This window comes from Bifidobacterium sp. ESL0827, assembly GCF_052606685.1.
Map to the genome: position 1 here is coordinate 1,321,298 of NZ_CP199597.1, position 14,308 is coordinate 1,335,605.

Consider the following 14,308-nt stretch of genomic DNA (forward strand, 5'->3'; position numbering starts at 1 on the left):
TGAAGCCGCCTAACGATGCCGATCTCACCCAATCGGATTTATGAAATTCTTAATGATTTCTTAGCCAAGCACTTAAGAAAGGCATTTTAGATTCTCAAATAGCAGCACAGAGAAAGGAACTCCATGGACGATACCATTCTGGATATTAACCATGTCAGCAAACGGTTCGGGCGCTTCCAGGCACTGGACGATCTCAGCCTTTCCATAAACAAGGGCGAGGTCTACGGACTGATCGGCGAGAATGGCGCTGGCAAAACCACTCTGATGCGTCTGATCACCGGGCTCTCCCCCATTCAGGAGGGAACCATAAGGATGATGGGGCACACAATTGGCAAGGACAGCCGCATACTAAGCAGAATAGGCTCGATCATTGAGGCTCCGGCCGCCTTCAAAAAACTGACCGTCAGCCAGAATATGAAGCTGACAGCCATCCAGCACGGGCTGGCCGACGACAAGGCAATCGATCAGACCATCGACTTCGTCGGCCTGAGCGAAAAGGCCGAGACTCGAGCCGATCACCTCTCTCTTGGCCAGCGTCAGCGCCTGGGGTTGGCCATGGCCATCCTCACACGGCCTGATTTCCTGATTCTGGACGAGCCCATCAACGGCCTGGACCCGGCAGGAATTATGGAATTCAGAACACTCCTGGACAGGCTCAACAAGGAACGCCAGACGACCATTCTCATCTCCAGTCACATTCTGAGCGAACTCTATCTGGTCTCCTCCCGGTTCGGATTCATCAGCCACGGCCGCCTAATCAAGGAGGTAGACAAGGATGAACTGGATCGGATCAATCAGAATGGACTGTTGATCGACGTGGACCAGAGCTCCAAGGCCGCTATGCTCCTGGATCGCAAGGGAATCGGCCCCTTCCAAGTCCTTGACGACCATCAGATTCTGATCAAGCAAGGGAATCTGGAACCGGGACCCATCAACAGTCTTCTGGTTCAGGAAGGCATCCTGGTCAATCAGATCGGCCAGCAGAAGGGATCGCTGGAGGAATATTTCGCGGATCTGCTGAACAAGGACCCTCAAGAGCTTAGGAGACAACAATGATTAACCAGATCAGGGCCGACTTTTACAGGCAGCGGCGATCCATCGGCATGCTGATTCTGCTGATTGCCACTGTGGCACTCGGCATAGTGACCACATGGGGCAAGACGACCATAGGAATCACCACCGGAGGCGAAGAATACGCTCATAAACTGTCGGAAATCGAAGGGCAAAGCTGGACCATTAGGACAGGCCTGCAAGCAGGTGTCGCCTCCGCCTCGTCTCTAATCTACTTTTACATCGCGGTCTTCGTCATTGTCATTGGTGCGGAATACAGCCAGCACACTCTGAAGAACACGCTGACATCGGGCATCTCGCGCATACAGTTCATCCTGGGCAAGTATGTGACCATCCTGACTGACATCATCCTTTTGACCCTGTGCTACTTCGTCGCTATTCTGCTGACCGGACTGGCCCTAGGAAGGAAGCCTGGAGCCGGTTGGGGCATCCTATGCAAGGATGTGGCCGTCATGACCCTATTGGTCAGCTTCTGCATCTCCGTCATCATCAGCCTAGGCATTATTCTCTTGATCCTTACCAAATCCCTGGTCATCCCAGCGGTGGTGGTCGTGATATGGCCCATACTGATCGGTCTCATGGAGTTCACTGCGAAATGGCAATGGCTGAAATACCTCGACTTCGTCGGGTTCGGCGAACAGATCATCCTTAACACTCTGAAGGCCGATCAGGCCTGGATCTACGCCGGAGTATCCGCAGGCGTGGTCCTGGTGGCCATCTTCGGATCGGCTCTGATCATATCCAAGCAGGAGATCTAAGCCAGGTCAGGCCTATACCCGGCCCGGCTCCTGATCGCTGACGGCCTGCACGGCCATATGGGCAAAGGCCTTGACGGAGGCATCCAGTGAGTAATGTTCCTTGGTATGTTCGGCATAGCGACTGGACCAGACTGCAAGGGCATCAGGATGGTCAATCCACCAGTCGATTTGCTCAGCCAGGGACCGAGCCTTGCCGACCGGGAAGAGCGAATGCTGCGTCAAGGCGAAATGACCGGCGGCGCTCAGGATGAATCGGGCGATAACCGGGACTGCGCCGCAGGCCATCCCCTCCAGGACGCTGACCGATTCCAGATCCGCTATTGATGGATGAACCAGCAGGTCGGCCTGCCTGAGCAGATCGGGCATGGTCGCGTTCTGATGGAATCCAATAGAGACCTGCATGCCGTCCAGCTGCCGGGCGGCTTCTGCCTTCAGTCGGTGCTCCATGGGTCCTGTACCAGCTATGGTCAGACGGATCCTGCGTCTGTTCCTGCACAGGGCCAAGGCACGGATCAAAGTCAGATGGTCCTTTTCCCGGGCCAGCCTGCCAGAGGCCACAACCTGGATCAGCCGACCGGATCGCTGCCGTTCGTATCGGTCCCGCTCATATCGGTCACCAGGGTTGAACCTGGGCTGGTACCCGTTGGATATGACGTGCAGGCAGGCCTTGTACCCATGCGAGTGCAGCAGGTCGGCCGTCAGCTGGGTGGGAACGTGGATGTGCCTGACATGGTCGTAGAGCCAGAACCGAAACAGCCTGTAAATGGCCGCATCCACCCCGGGTAGGTAGCGCAATGGGCCAGAGGAATAGGTGATGTTCTCAGGCTGAATGTGAAAGCCGGCGGTCACCGGTATGCCCATGGATCTAGCTTGGGACAGGGCGGCGCGGCCGAAGGCGAAAGGTTCGTAAATATGAACCAGATCCACACCGGCAAAGGCTCTTCGGAAGAGATCCGGATCAGCACGAGCGAAGCTCATCTGCTGCCTGGCCGCCACTGCGGAGACCAAAGGAATGCGATGCACCCGTGCCGGATAGTCGGTCGATCCCACCCCCACCAGACGGACCCGGTGCCCCAGCGCCTCCAGACCCTGGGCGTATTGAATGGCGGAGTTGGAAGTCCCGTTGCCCCTGTTGCCAAAGGAGTCCAGGACCAGGGCCAGCGTCAGGCGATCATGATCCTTCATCAGCGTTCCCTCCGCTGTTCATCATTAGCAGCCTTGGGCCGGACCAAGACAGGGCGATGACCCGATTGCACCCACTAATTGCAGTCACTATTAGTAGGGGAAGGCCGGGACGGCTGCCCCACGGTAGTAGCGGTTGATGGCGTCAGCCACATATCGACTGTGGTAGGCGGAGACCAGAGCCTTGTAGGCAGGGTCGTTCTTGTCGGCCTGCCTGGCCACGATGATGTTGACATAGGGGTGATTGGCTGGCGATTTGAGATCGCCGGGCACCTGGTAAATCGCATCCTGGATCTTCATGCCGGCATCCAGGATGAAATTGGTGTTGGTGATGCCGGCCGCATAGTCGGGCAGGACCTTGACGATTCCCGGTGGGTCGACCTGGTCCAGGACCAGCCCACGCGGGTTGTCGACGATGTCTTCAGGAACCGGCGTGGTGGCCTTGGGGTCTCGCAGCCCGATCAGCCCGGCGCTGGCAAGCACCTTCAGGGAGCGGCCCAGGTCGATGGGATCGCTGGGAATGGCCAGCCGCTCACCATGCCCTATCTGGTCGATGCTCCGGTATTTCTTTGAGTAAAGGTTGAGCGGTGAAATGTAGGTGTCGCCGATGGCGGCAAACCGATACCCGTGCTGCTTGGACTCCTGCTCCAGAAAGGCGTAGTGCTGAAAGGCATTCAGGTCGATCTCCCCATTGGCCAGCGCCTGATTGGCGTAACGCCCGTATTGGAAGGACCGAAGCTTGATTTTTATGCCTGCCCGGCGCTGGTCCAGTTCGTGCTGAACGGCCTTCCAGATTTCCTCATCGGCATCACCCACCAGGCCGATGCTGATCTCCCGCTGGCCACGTTCGGGCTGGTTGACCTTGACATAGGCCACGCCCATCAGGACGGCGACCACCAGGATGACGACCGAGACAGCCGCCAGCTCTCGCTTGGCCCTGGTTCTTCTGGTGCTCATATCCGTCCTCCTTCATTGCTGGAACCTATCGCATCAGGAAACCTTGAATGCCGGCAGGCAGGCGCCCTTGTAGACACGGACGATGGTGTCGGCTACGGGCTTGGAATGATAGGCGCGCACCACTGCGGCGTAGGTGGGGTTGTCCCGCTGATCCTTGGTGGTGACGATGATGTTGATATAAGGCTTGTTGGCCGGGTTCTGCAGATCGTAGGGAACCTCGTGAATGGCATCGTGCACGCTGCGACCTGCATCGACTACAAAGTTGGCATTGGTGACACCACCTGCGTAGTCGGGCAGCAGGTTGAGGATACCGGCCGGGTCCACCTGTTCGATGTGCAGATGCTTGGGATTGTCCACTACGTCCTCGGGCAACGGGTTGGTGGCCTTGGGGTCGCGCAGACCGATCAGCTTGGCATCGGCCAGGACCTTCAAGGCCCGACCCATGTTGGTGGCGTTGTTGGGGATGGCCACCCGGTCGCCGTCCTGGAACTGCGAGGGCTTGGCATAGCGCTGCGAGTAGAGGTTCATGGGCGAGATGTAAGTATTACCAAGCACGGCCAGCTGGTAGTGGTTGGTTTTCACATCGTCCTCCAGGTAGGCGTAATGCTGGGCGGCGTTGAAGTCCACCTCGCGGTTGGCTGTGGCCTGGTTGACATAGATGGCGTCCTGGAAAGGCTTGAGTTCGATTCTGATGTGTTCGCCACGCCGATCCAGCTCCGCCTGGACAGCCTTCCAGATCTGATCGTCCGAACTGCCGATGACGCCGACCTTGACGACCTTGACATCGGCACCTACCTGGTTCAGACGGACATCGGTACCGACCACCAGCGCCAGCAGGAGGACGATGACCAGGCTGAGCGCCGCCAGCTGGATCTTGGCTCTGTTCTTTTTGCCGACGCGACTACGACCGACCACGATAATCTGACCTTTCCCCGGTTGCTCAGTGTTCGACGACCTCGGCCAGAAGCCGGCCGAACAGTTCGATCAGGGCTATGAAGATGACCAGCACGATGATGGTGGCGATGGTCACGTCGTTCATGGATCGCTGGTAGCCCAGACGAATGGCAAAGTCACCTAGACCGCCGCCGCCCACGATGCCCACGGTGGCGGTCTCGCCCACCAGGCTGACGATGGTGATGGTGGTCACCCGGATGATTGAGGGGATGCCCTCACGCAGGTAGACGTGCCAGATAATCTGCCAGGTGGTCATGCCCATGGATTCCGCCGCCTCAACATAGCCGGGGTCCAGACCGGCAAGGGCCGACTCGATCTGCCGGGAGAAGAAGGGAGTGATGCCTACAACCAGGGGGAAGATCGCCCCCTTGGGCCCGATGGCCGTACCCATGAGCATCCTGGTCACCGGCACCAGGGCCGCCGCCAGAATGATGAAGGGGATGGAGCGGAAGAGGTCGATCAGTTTGTCCAGGATGGTGAAGACCAGGCCGTTGTGGTGGATGCCGTCACGTCGGCTGATGATCAGCCCCACTCCGATGACCAGAGCAAACAGGAAGGAAATCACCCCGGAGACGCCGACCATGACCAGGGTCTGAACCATGCTGCTGAAGAACTCCGGCAGCCGGCTCATGACGTTGGGGAACCAGGTGGTAAGCAGGGACGTCATGACTTGAGAACCTCGATTCCGATGTTGCGAGAGCGCAGGTATTCCATGGCATGGCGGATGTTTTCAGGGTCGCCGCCCATCCTGACCACCAGTCCGCCCAGGGGCGCTCCCTCCACCACATCGATGTCGCCGAAGATGATGTTGACGTCCAGGTTGTAGCGACGGCTGATGGTGGAGACCAGGGCCTCGGAGACCTCCTTGGAGACATAGGACATGCGCATGAGAATCTGTCCGGGTTCAAGGGCCACCAGAGGCGAATCGGCGGCCATCAGATCCTTGACCTTGTCCAGGTTGGATGTGGTGGCCACGAAGGATTTGGTCAGCTGGGCCCTGGGGTCTGCAAAAACGTCGAAGACCCTGCCCTGCTCCACGATGACGCCCTGGTCGATGACCGCCACCCGGTTGCAGATCTGTCTGATGACCGACATCTCGTGGGTGATCATGATCACGGTGATGCCCAGCTGGTCATGCAGATCACGCAGCAGTTGAAGAATGGAGCGCGTGGTGGTCGGGTCCAGTGCGCTTGTGGCCTCGTCGCTGAGCAGGATATCCGGCTCGTTGGCCAGGGCTCGGGCAATGGCCACCCGCTGCTGCTGGCCGCCGGAGAGCTCGGCGGGATAATGGTCGGCCAGCTCGGTCAGTCCCACCAATTCCAGAAGCTCGGACACGCGGGCCCGTCGAGATGCACGGTCGCGGCCGCTCCCCCGCAGAGGAAGACCCACATTGTCAGCCACCGTCCTGGAGGGCATAAGGTTGAAGTGCTGGAAGATCATGCCCGTACGACGTCTCAAGTCCCTCAGCTCGGCCGGAGCCAGATCCTTGACCTCGCGGCCACGGACCTTGACGCTGCCCGAGTCATAATCCTCCAGCCCGTTGATGCAGCGGACCAGGGTGGACTTGCCCGCCCCGCTCAGTCCGATGATGCCAAAAATATCCCCAGTCTCGACGGTCAGATCGATATCGGCCAGGGCCGTCTTGTCTTCGTCGTCGTCGCTGTGATAGGTCTTGGTCAGGTGCACCATCCGCACCGCCGGTGTCCGCTCGCTCACGTTCCCGCCTTCCCTGGTCGACTGCATGACATGGTAATCGTCCCGGCGGCCTGTGGACAAGCAGGCCTCTATAGATGTCGTTTATAGGCATCTATCGATGACCCACCTCATTGGTCGACGGGTCAGTGGCAGAATATGGGTATGAGCGCATCCGGTCAGCAGCGGATTATCAACACTATCAATCCCGGGGAGCGACCGTTCGGCTCTCCTCTGGGTCCAAGACCCACACGGGTCCTTCTCTTAGGGGCCGGCGAACTCGGCCGCGAAATTGCCATCAGCCTTATGCGGCTGGGGGCTTGGGTGGGTGCGGCGGACTCATATCCCGGCGCACCGGCCACCCAGGTGGCTCATGCCGGCTATCAGGTGAAGATGAGCGATCCGCAGGCCCTGGAGGACCTGATCGACAAGGTCCAGCCCGATTTGATCGTGCCTGAAGTGGAGGCCATTGCCACAGACCGCCTGGTCGGTGCCGCGGCCCGGGGCATCCAGGTGGTGCCTGCCGCCCCCCTGGCGGCCATGTGCATGGACCGCCGGGCTCTGCGCGTCTTCGCTCACGAGCAAGTGGGCCTGCCTACTACCCCCTACCGATTCGCCGACTCCCCTGAAGAACTGGCCAGCGCGGCGGACCAGGTTGGCTACCCATGCATGGTCAAACCACTGATGAGCTCCTCCGGCCACGGACAGACCCTGGTACGGAGTCAGGAGGGCCTGTCGCAAGCCTGGAATTCTGCATTGACCCAGGGCCGGGCAGCCACCAAACATCAGGGCAAAGCCGAGGTCATCGTGGAGGCTCTGGCCCCCCTGGCCCATGAACTGACCGTTCTGACCGTGGCTTCCTCTGCCGGTGTTGCCACCTGCACGCCCATCGGCCAACGGCAGGAGGACGGGGACTACCGCCTCTCCTGGCAACCGGCGGAGCTCAATCCCGACATCTTGCAGCAGGCCCGGAACATGGCCACCCGGCTGGTTGAGGCCATGACCTCCCTGGCCCGCCAGAGTGGCGAGACCGGTTGGGGTATTTACGGAGTGGAGATCTTTGTTCTGCGCGACGGTTCGCTGCTCTTCAACGAGGTAGCGCCGCGCCCCCATGACACTGGCATGGTGACCATGATCTCCCAGCGGCTGACCGAGTTCGATCTTCACGCCAGGGCCATTCTGGGCGTTCCAGTCCACCAGGAGGATATGGCCCTGAGTCTGCCGGAGGGGACATGCGCGGTCAGCCGTCCCATCCTGGTCAAGGGCCAGGGACCGGTCAGCTTCCAAGGTTTGCCGCAGGCCCTGGATCACCCAGGCACTGATCTGCGCATCTTCTCCAAGCCGGAAGTACATGGTCAGCGTCGCATGGGCGTAGTCCTGGCCCTGGGTCCTGACCTGCAGACCGCCACCGAACGTGCCGAAGCCGTGGTCAAAGATCTGAAACCCCGGGTGGGCGCGGGGATGTAACCCCGGCTTGCTATGGTGGTCGTGTCCCAAGCAGTGCAGAAGTTTCCAATTCGCAACAAACTCGAGGAAGGCGAACAGTGGAAAAGTTGGGAATGCGCTATCAAGGCAAAGCCAAGAAACTGTACGAGACGGATGATCCAGACATACTCTGGGTTGAGTACACTGACCAGGCCACCGCGGGGAACGGGGCCAAAAAGGCCAATATTGAAGGCAAGGCCAGACTGAACAACAGGATCACCACAGTGATATTCTCCCTGCTGGCCCGCCGGGGCATACCCAGCCACTTCGTACGCAGCATCTCGGACACCGAACAGCTCAACCGTCGGCTGGACATGTTCCCCCTGGAGATTGTCATGCGCAACCGGGCCGCTGGCTCCTTCGCCCAACGGTACGGGGTTGCGGAAGGCACCACCTTGAAGCAGCCGGTGCTGGAGTTCTTCTACAAGTCCGATCCCCTGGATGATCCGTTCATCAACCGGGACGACATTCTGGCCCTGGGACTGGCCACTGAGCAGGATCTGGACATCATCGCCGCTAAGACCCGGGAGATCAACGGGGCGCTGACTGGCATCTTCCGCGCCATAAACGTGGAGCTGGTGGACTTCAAGATCGAAATGGGCAAGACCGGATCGGGCATCATCCTTCTCGGCGACGAGATCACCCCCGACACCTGCCGGCTTTGGGCTATCAGCAACAATCATGACGGCCAGGTCACCCACCTGGACAAGGACATTTTCCGCAGGGACCTGGGCAGCATCATTCCGGCTTATCAAACCATTCTGGATGGGCTTACCGAATTGGAGGAGCGCGAAAGCCAATCGAATAGCTGAATCGGTCGACCCGGAAGCGAGCATATCGCCTCCGGGTTTTTCATTGGTCCCCAAACAGTCCATCGCGAAAGGATCTATTGTGCTCTTCCGTGTCTATACCGAGAAAAAGCGGGGCTTTGACCAGGCCGCTGATAGGCTTGCCGAACAGCTTCGCACCCTGCCGGGCGTGCAAGGGCTGACCGGCCTGCGCATAATCAATCGTTACGATCTGGAGGGAATCGACGAAGACCTCTTCAAACGTTGCCTGCCCACGGTCTTCGCCCAGCCCCAGACCGACCTGGTGGCCACCCGACTGGAGCAGGCCCTGCGCATGAAGGGTGACGAGGACCTGCCGCCACTGGACTCCCCCATGCTTTTCGCCGTGGCCCCCCTGCCTGGTCAGTTCGATCAGCGAGCCGATTCCGCAGCCCAATGTGTTCAGCTGGTCGGCCAGGGCGCCCGCCCCTTGGTGGCCACAGCCACTGTCTACCTGCTCCAGGGCGACCTTGATGCCGAGCAAATAGAGGTCATCCGCAATTACCTGGTCAATCCGGTCGACTCACGGGTGGTAGGGCTGGAGCAGCCCAAGACCCTGGCCATGCCTGACGACGATCCGGATCCAGTGCCCGTATTGGACGGGTTCCGCGATCTGGATGATCCTGGACTGGAAGCATTGATCGACAAGCTGGACCTGGCCATGGATCTGCCGGATGCCCGCTTCTGCCGGGATCACTACCGCCAGGAAAAGCGCGACCCGACCCTGACCGAGCTCAAGGTGATCGACACCTATTGGTCGGACCACTGCCGGCACACCACCTTCAATACCAGGCTGGAGCGGATCGAGGCGGGCAACCCCCGAGTACGGAACACGCTGGAACGGTATCGGGCAATCCGAGGAGAGCTGGGCCGTCAGGACCGACCTGAATGCCTGATGGACATGGCCACCATCGGAGCCAAGTACCTGCAGAAGCGCGGCATCCTGAACGACGTGGACCAGTCCGAGGAGGTCAACGCCTGCACTATCCGGACCAAGGTCGACGTGGACGGCCAGGATCAGGACTGGCTCTTCCTGTTCAAAAACGAGACCCATAACCATCCCACCGAGATCGAGCCCTTCGGTGGTGCAGCCACCTGCATCGGCGGAGCCATCCGTGATCCCCTGTCCGGAAGGGGCTACGTCTACCAGGCCATGAGGGTCAGCGGGGCAGCAGATCCCCGTCAACCGCTGGATCAGACCCTGCCCGGCAAGCTGCCCCAGAGCCGGATCGTCCGTCAGGCGGCCGATGGCTACTCCTCCTATGGCAACCAGATCGGGCTGGCCACCGGGCAGGTCCGGGAAATCTACCACCCAGGCTATGCGGCCAAGCGGATGGAGGTGGGCGCTGTGGTGGCCGCCACACCGGCCGACCATGTGATCCGCCGCCGGCCCGCACCCGGCGATCTGATCATCCTGGTGGGCGGCAGAACCGGCCGCGACGGAATCGGCGGCGCCACCGGGGCTTCCAAGTCCCAGAATGAAGAAAGTCTGGAACGTTGCGGAGCCGAGGTGCAGAAGGGCGATGCCCCTGAGGAGCGCAAGCTCCAGCGCCTCTTCCGCCGTCAGGAGGCGGCCAGGCTGATTGAGCGCTGCAATGACTTCGGAGCCGGCGGCGTTGCCGTGGCCGTGGGCGAACTGGCGGACGGGCTGAACGTGGACCTGGACCGGGTGCCGCTCAAGTACCAGGGGCTGGACGGTACCGAAATCGCCATTTCCGAGAGCCAGGAGCGCATGGCCGTGGCCCTGGCTGCCGAAGATGCGCCCGCCTTCATCGAGTACGCCCAGCAGGAGGACCTCGAGGCCACCGTCATCGCCGAGGTCACCGAAGAACCCCGGCTGCGGATGACCTGGCGATCAGAGACCATCGTGGACATCCCCCGATCCTTCCTGGCCTCCAACGGCGCCCCTCATAAGGCCGATGCCCAGGTGGCGGTCCCTGCTCCCTACCATGCCCCCTTCGAGGTCCAAGGCAACCTGGACGCGCGCATGAAGGCCCTGCTTGCAGATATCAACGTCTGCTCCCAGCAGGGTCTGGCCGAACAGTTCGACTCCACCATCGGCGCAGGCACCGTCCTCATGCCCTTCGGCGGAGCTCGACAACTGACACCGGCCCAGGCCATGGTGGCCAAGCTGCCCGTGGATGGGCACACTACCACCGCCTCGGCCATGGCCTGGGGATTCAACCCCTCGATCAGCAGCCAGGACCCATACACCGGCGCCTACCTGGCCGTGGTCGAGAGCCTGGCCAAGCTGGTGGCCTCTGGCTTCAGCCGTTCCCATGCCCACCTGAGCCTGCAGGAGTACTACCCCAAGCCCGGCGGCGACCCCCGGCGATGGGGCCTGCCAGTGGCCGGCGTCCTTGGCGCCCTCCAGGCCCAACTGGACCTGGCGGTGGGGGCCATAGGCGGCAAGGACTCCATGTCCGGCAGCTTCGAGGACCTGGACGTGCCTCCCACCCTGATCAGCTTTGCCGTGGCCCTGGGGCGAGCCAAGGATGCGGTCTCCCCCGAATTCAAGGCGGCTGACCGTCAGGTCTATCTCTTGACGCCCGAATATCAGGAGGACGGATTGCTACCCGATCCGGAGAGCCTGAGGGCCGTCATGGACCAAGTGGAGGCGCTGACCAGCCAGGGCCTGGTGGATGCTGCAGCCACTCCGGGCTACGGATGCATCGCCCAGTCATTGATGGAGATGTGCCTGGGCAACAGAATCGGGCTGAATCTGGCATCAAACACTGCTATATCTGCGCTCTTCCGTCCGGCCTATGGGAGCTTCATCCTGGAGACCTCAGGCCCAGAGCCCCTGTTCATTCAGGATTCCGGTCTGCATTTGCAGCTGCTGGGGCGCACACGGGAGGATTACCGCCTCCGCTGTGGCAGTGAGGATCTGGACCTGGCTGAGCTTGAGGAAATCCGTGCCAGGGGTCTGGAATCCATCTTCCCATACCGAGGCCAAGGCGACCCGGTGCCGACCATCGGCCGCACCGACCGTGAGCATGGCAGGCCAGTAACGCGTAGAACCAAAGGGACTGCCAAGACCGCCCGACCCAAGGTGGTTATGCCCGTCTTCCCCGGCACCAACTGCGAGTTCGACTCTGCACGGGCCTTCCGGGACGCTGGAGCCCAGGTGGATACTGTGGTCATCCGCAACCTGAACGCCGAGGACGTAACCGAAAGTTCCCGCCACCTGGCCCAGGCCATCCGCAGTAGCCAGATACTCATGCTGCCCGGAGGCTTCTCCGGCGGCGATGAACCCGACGGTTCGGCCAAACTGGTGGCATCCTTCCTGCGCTCGAACCAGGTCGCCGATGCCCTCCAGGAGCTTTTGCAGGACCGGGACGGGCTGGTTCTGGGCGTCTGCAACGGCTTCCAAGCGCTGATCAAACTGGGCCTGGTCCCCTACGGAAAAATCGTCACCGGCTCGCCCGAGGATCCCACCCTGGCCGTCAACACCATAGGCCGCCATCAGAGCCGTCTGGTCCATACTCGGATCAGTTCCACACGCTCCCCATGGCTGAGCGCCTGCCGGGTGGGCGACATCCACACCATGCCCATCAGCCATGGCGAAGGGCGGTTCGTGGCCGAGCCTGGCCTCCTGCGTACCCTGATCGACCGGGGGCAGGTGGCCGCCCAGTATGTAGACGAGCAGGGCCGTCCCTCCATGGATCCGCTGGTCAACCCCAATGGATCCGACATGGCCGTCGAGGCCATCACCAGTCCGGACGGCCGGGTGCTGGGCAAGATGGGCCACACGGAACGCAGCGGTCCCGACCTGTATCTCAACGTGCCCGGAAGCCGCCCGCAGCCGCTCTTCCAGTCGGGAGTGGACTACTTTGCCGCCTAGGGGAAAGGACATAGACCATGTCGTTGGAGCTTGAAGGCATCCACGAGGAGTGCGGTATCTTCGGAGTCTGGGGCCACCCCGATGCCGCCCGGCTGACCTACTTCGGCCTGCACGCCCTGCAGCACCGCGGCCAGGAGGGTGCCGGCATCGTTTCCAACGACCAGGGGCATCTGATCGGACGACGGGGCCTGGGCCTGCTGACTCAGGTTTTCCCGGACGAGTCCAGCCTGACGCCGCTGACCGGAGACCGGGCCATCGGCCATGTCCGCTACGCCACGACCGGCTCAGGGTCCATCGAGAACATCCAGCCCTTCGTCTTCCGCTTTCATGACGGGGACATAGCCCTGGCGCACAACGGGAACCTGACCAACTGCGACAGCCTCAAGGCGGAGTTGGAGGATCAAGGGGCCATCTTCCACTCCAACTCCGACACCGAGGTGCTCATGCACCTGATCCGGCGCAGTCCTGAAAAGGACTTCATGGCAGCGCTCAAACAGGCTCTGCGTCAGGTCCATGGCGGCTTCGCCTACCTGCTCATGACCGAGGATGCCATGATCGGAGCCATGGATCCCAACGGTTTCCGTCCTCTCTCGTTGGGCCAGCTGCCAGGAGGGGCCTACGTCCTGGCTTCGGAGACCTGCGCACTGGATTTGGTCGGCGCCACGCTGGTGCGTGACATCGGCCCCGGCGAAATCGTCCGGGTGGACGACTCGGGCTACAGCATCGAACGCTATACCGATCAGACCTGCCTGTCCATCTGCTCCATGGAGTTCATCTACTTCGCCAGGCCGGACTCCAATATTTACGGGGTCAACGTCCACTCGGCCCGCAAGAGGATGGGGGCCAGGCTCGCCCGCGAGGCCCCGGTGGACGCCGACATGGTCATCGGCGTGCCCAACTCCTCCCTGTCGGCAGCCTCAGGCTATGCCGAGGCGGCCGGACTGCCCAACGAAATGGGGCTGATCAAGAACCAGTATGTGGCACGCACCTTCATCCAGCCCAGCCAGGCCATGCGCGAACAAGGTGTCAGGATGAAACTGGCCGCTGTACGAGGCGTCGTAGCCGGCAAACGAGTGGTGGTCATCGACGATTCCATAGTTCGAGGCACCACCTCGCGCAGAATCGTCCGTCTGCTCCGGGAGGCCGGGGCGAGCGAGGTGCACATGCGTATCGCCTCCCCACCCCTGCGGTATCCCTGCTACTACGGCATCGACATCCAACGGACCTCCGAACTGATCGCCGCCAAGAAGTCCGTAGAGCAAATCAGAGAAGCCATCGAGGCCGACTCCCTGGCCTACCTGAGTCTGGACGGCCTGGTGGATTCCATCGGTCTGGGCCGTGATGCACCTTACCAAGGGCTCTGCGTAGCCTACTTCAACGGTGATTATCCCACGCGACTTGACGACTATGAGCAGGGCTTCCTGGCCTCGCTGACCCCAGAGGACCGGGCCCGGCTGGAGGCATCCAAGGGATCCTACGGGCTTGATATGCCTGCAGGATCGGGACAGAAGACCAATGAGCGCTAACGAAAAACAGAA

11 protein-coding genes are annotated in these 14,308 nt (G+C 61.1%); 6 read left to right on the top strand and 5 right to left on the bottom strand.

Translation table 11 applies throughout. The features are described from left to right. Nucleotides 1–123 precede the first annotated feature (123 nt). Entirely contained in the window at nucleotides 124–1,056 is a 933-nt protein-coding gene (locus ACUIAI_RS05240; protein ID WP_445341756.1) for an ABC transporter ATP-binding protein, read from the top strand. After that, on the top strand, nucleotides 1,053–1,829 hold the full coding sequence (locus ACUIAI_RS05245; RefSeq protein WP_445341757.1) for an ABC transporter permease: 777 nt from the start codon (nucleotides 1,053–1,055) through the stop codon (nucleotides 1,827–1,829). Before ACUIAI_RS05240 ends, ACUIAI_RS05245 begins: the two co-directional genes overlap by 4 nt. 12 nt (nucleotides 1,830–1,841) lie before the next feature. On the opposite strand, the gene ACUIAI_RS05250 is transcribed toward ACUIAI_RS05245, so the two are convergent. The 5 genes from ACUIAI_RS05250 to ACUIAI_RS05270 form a co-directional block, all read right to left on the bottom strand. Continuing rightward, a complete protein-coding gene (locus ACUIAI_RS05250; RefSeq protein WP_445341758.1) occupies nucleotides 1,842–3,014 on the bottom strand; it encodes a glycosyltransferase in 1,173 nt (390 codons plus the stop codon). A gap of 90 nt (nucleotides 3,015–3,104) precedes the next feature. Then, nucleotides 3,105–3,968: a MetQ/NlpA family ABC transporter substrate-binding protein gene (locus tag ACUIAI_RS05255; protein ID WP_445341759.1), complete on the bottom strand. Its 864-nt coding sequence runs from the start codon at nucleotides 3,966–3,968 to the stop codon at nucleotides 3,105–3,107. A 33-nt stretch (nucleotides 3,969–4,001) separates the two neighbouring features. Next, the gene (locus ACUIAI_RS05260; protein ID WP_445341760.1) at nucleotides 4,002–4,883 is read right to left on the bottom strand and encodes a MetQ/NlpA family ABC transporter substrate-binding protein; all 882 of its coding nucleotides are present in this window, start codon (nucleotides 4,881–4,883) and stop codon (nucleotides 4,002–4,004) included. 25 nt (nucleotides 4,884–4,908) lie between these two features. Continuing rightward, complete coding sequence (locus ACUIAI_RS05265) at nucleotides 4,909–5,589, bottom strand: methionine ABC transporter permease (protein WP_445341761.1); 681 nt, start codon at nucleotides 5,587–5,589, stop codon at nucleotides 4,909–4,911. Continuing rightward, complete coding sequence (locus tag ACUIAI_RS05270; RefSeq protein WP_445341762.1) at nucleotides 5,586–6,638, bottom strand: methionine ABC transporter ATP-binding protein; 1,053 nt, start codon at nucleotides 6,636–6,638, stop codon at nucleotides 5,586–5,588. The genes ACUIAI_RS05265 and ACUIAI_RS05270 overlap by 4 nt, the downstream gene beginning before the upstream one ends. 135 nt (nucleotides 6,639–6,773) lie before the next feature. Here ACUIAI_RS05270 and purT point away from each other — a divergent pair, with 135 nt between their 5' ends. The 4 genes from purT to purF all read left to right on the top strand — a co-directional run bounded on the left by purT (nucleotide 6,774) and on the right by purF (nucleotide 14,296). Next, complete coding sequence (gene purT, locus ACUIAI_RS05275) at nucleotides 6,774–8,081, top strand: formate-dependent phosphoribosylglycinamide formyltransferase (protein WP_445341763.1); 1,308 nt, start codon at nucleotides 6,774–6,776, stop codon at nucleotides 8,079–8,081. A gap of 77 nt (nucleotides 8,082–8,158) precedes the next feature. After that, a complete protein-coding gene (gene purC / locus ACUIAI_RS05280) occupies nucleotides 8,159–8,911 on the top strand; it encodes a phosphoribosylaminoimidazolesuccinocarboxamide synthase (protein ID WP_445341764.1) in 753 nt (250 codons plus the stop codon). Between the two features lie 79 nt (nucleotides 8,912–8,990). Next, nucleotides 8,991–12,770, top strand: a complete 3,780-nt coding sequence (locus tag ACUIAI_RS05285; RefSeq protein ID WP_445341765.1) for a phosphoribosylformylglycinamidine synthase — start codon at nucleotides 8,991–8,993, stop codon at nucleotides 12,768–12,770. 17 nt (nucleotides 12,771–12,787) lie between these two features. Continuing rightward, nucleotides 12,788–14,296, top strand: a complete 1,509-nt coding sequence (purF, locus tag ACUIAI_RS05290) for an amidophosphoribosyltransferase (protein WP_445341766.1) — start codon at nucleotides 12,788–12,790, stop codon at nucleotides 14,294–14,296. Nucleotides 14,297–14,308 lie beyond the last annotated feature (12 nt).

Excerpts from the sequence above, each read along its gene's own strand:
- purT (WP_445341763.1), top strand. The coding sequence starts at position 6,774 with ATGGGTATGAGCGCATCCGGTCAGCAGCGGATTATCAACACTATCAAT.
- ACUIAI_RS05240 (WP_445341756.1), top strand. The coding sequence starts at position 124 with ATGGACGATACCATTCTGGATATTAACCATGTCAGCAAACGGTTCGGG.
- ACUIAI_RS05250 (WP_445341758.1), bottom strand. The coding sequence starts at position 3,014 with ATGAAGGATCATGATCGCCTGACGCTGGCCCTGGTCCTGGACTCCTTT.
- ACUIAI_RS05255 (WP_445341759.1), bottom strand. The coding sequence starts at position 3,968 with ATGAGCACCAGAAGAACCAGGGCCAAGCGAGAGCTGGCGGCTGTCTCG.
- purF (WP_445341766.1), top strand. The coding sequence starts at position 12,788 with ATGTCGTTGGAGCTTGAAGGCATCCACGAGGAGTGCGGTATCTTCGGA.
- ACUIAI_RS05265 (WP_445341761.1), bottom strand. The coding sequence starts at position 5,589 with ATGACGTCCCTGCTTACCACCTGGTTCCCCAACGTCATGAGCCGGCTG.
- ACUIAI_RS05245 (WP_445341757.1), top strand. The coding sequence starts at position 1,053 with ATGATTAACCAGATCAGGGCCGACTTTTACAGGCAGCGGCGATCCATC.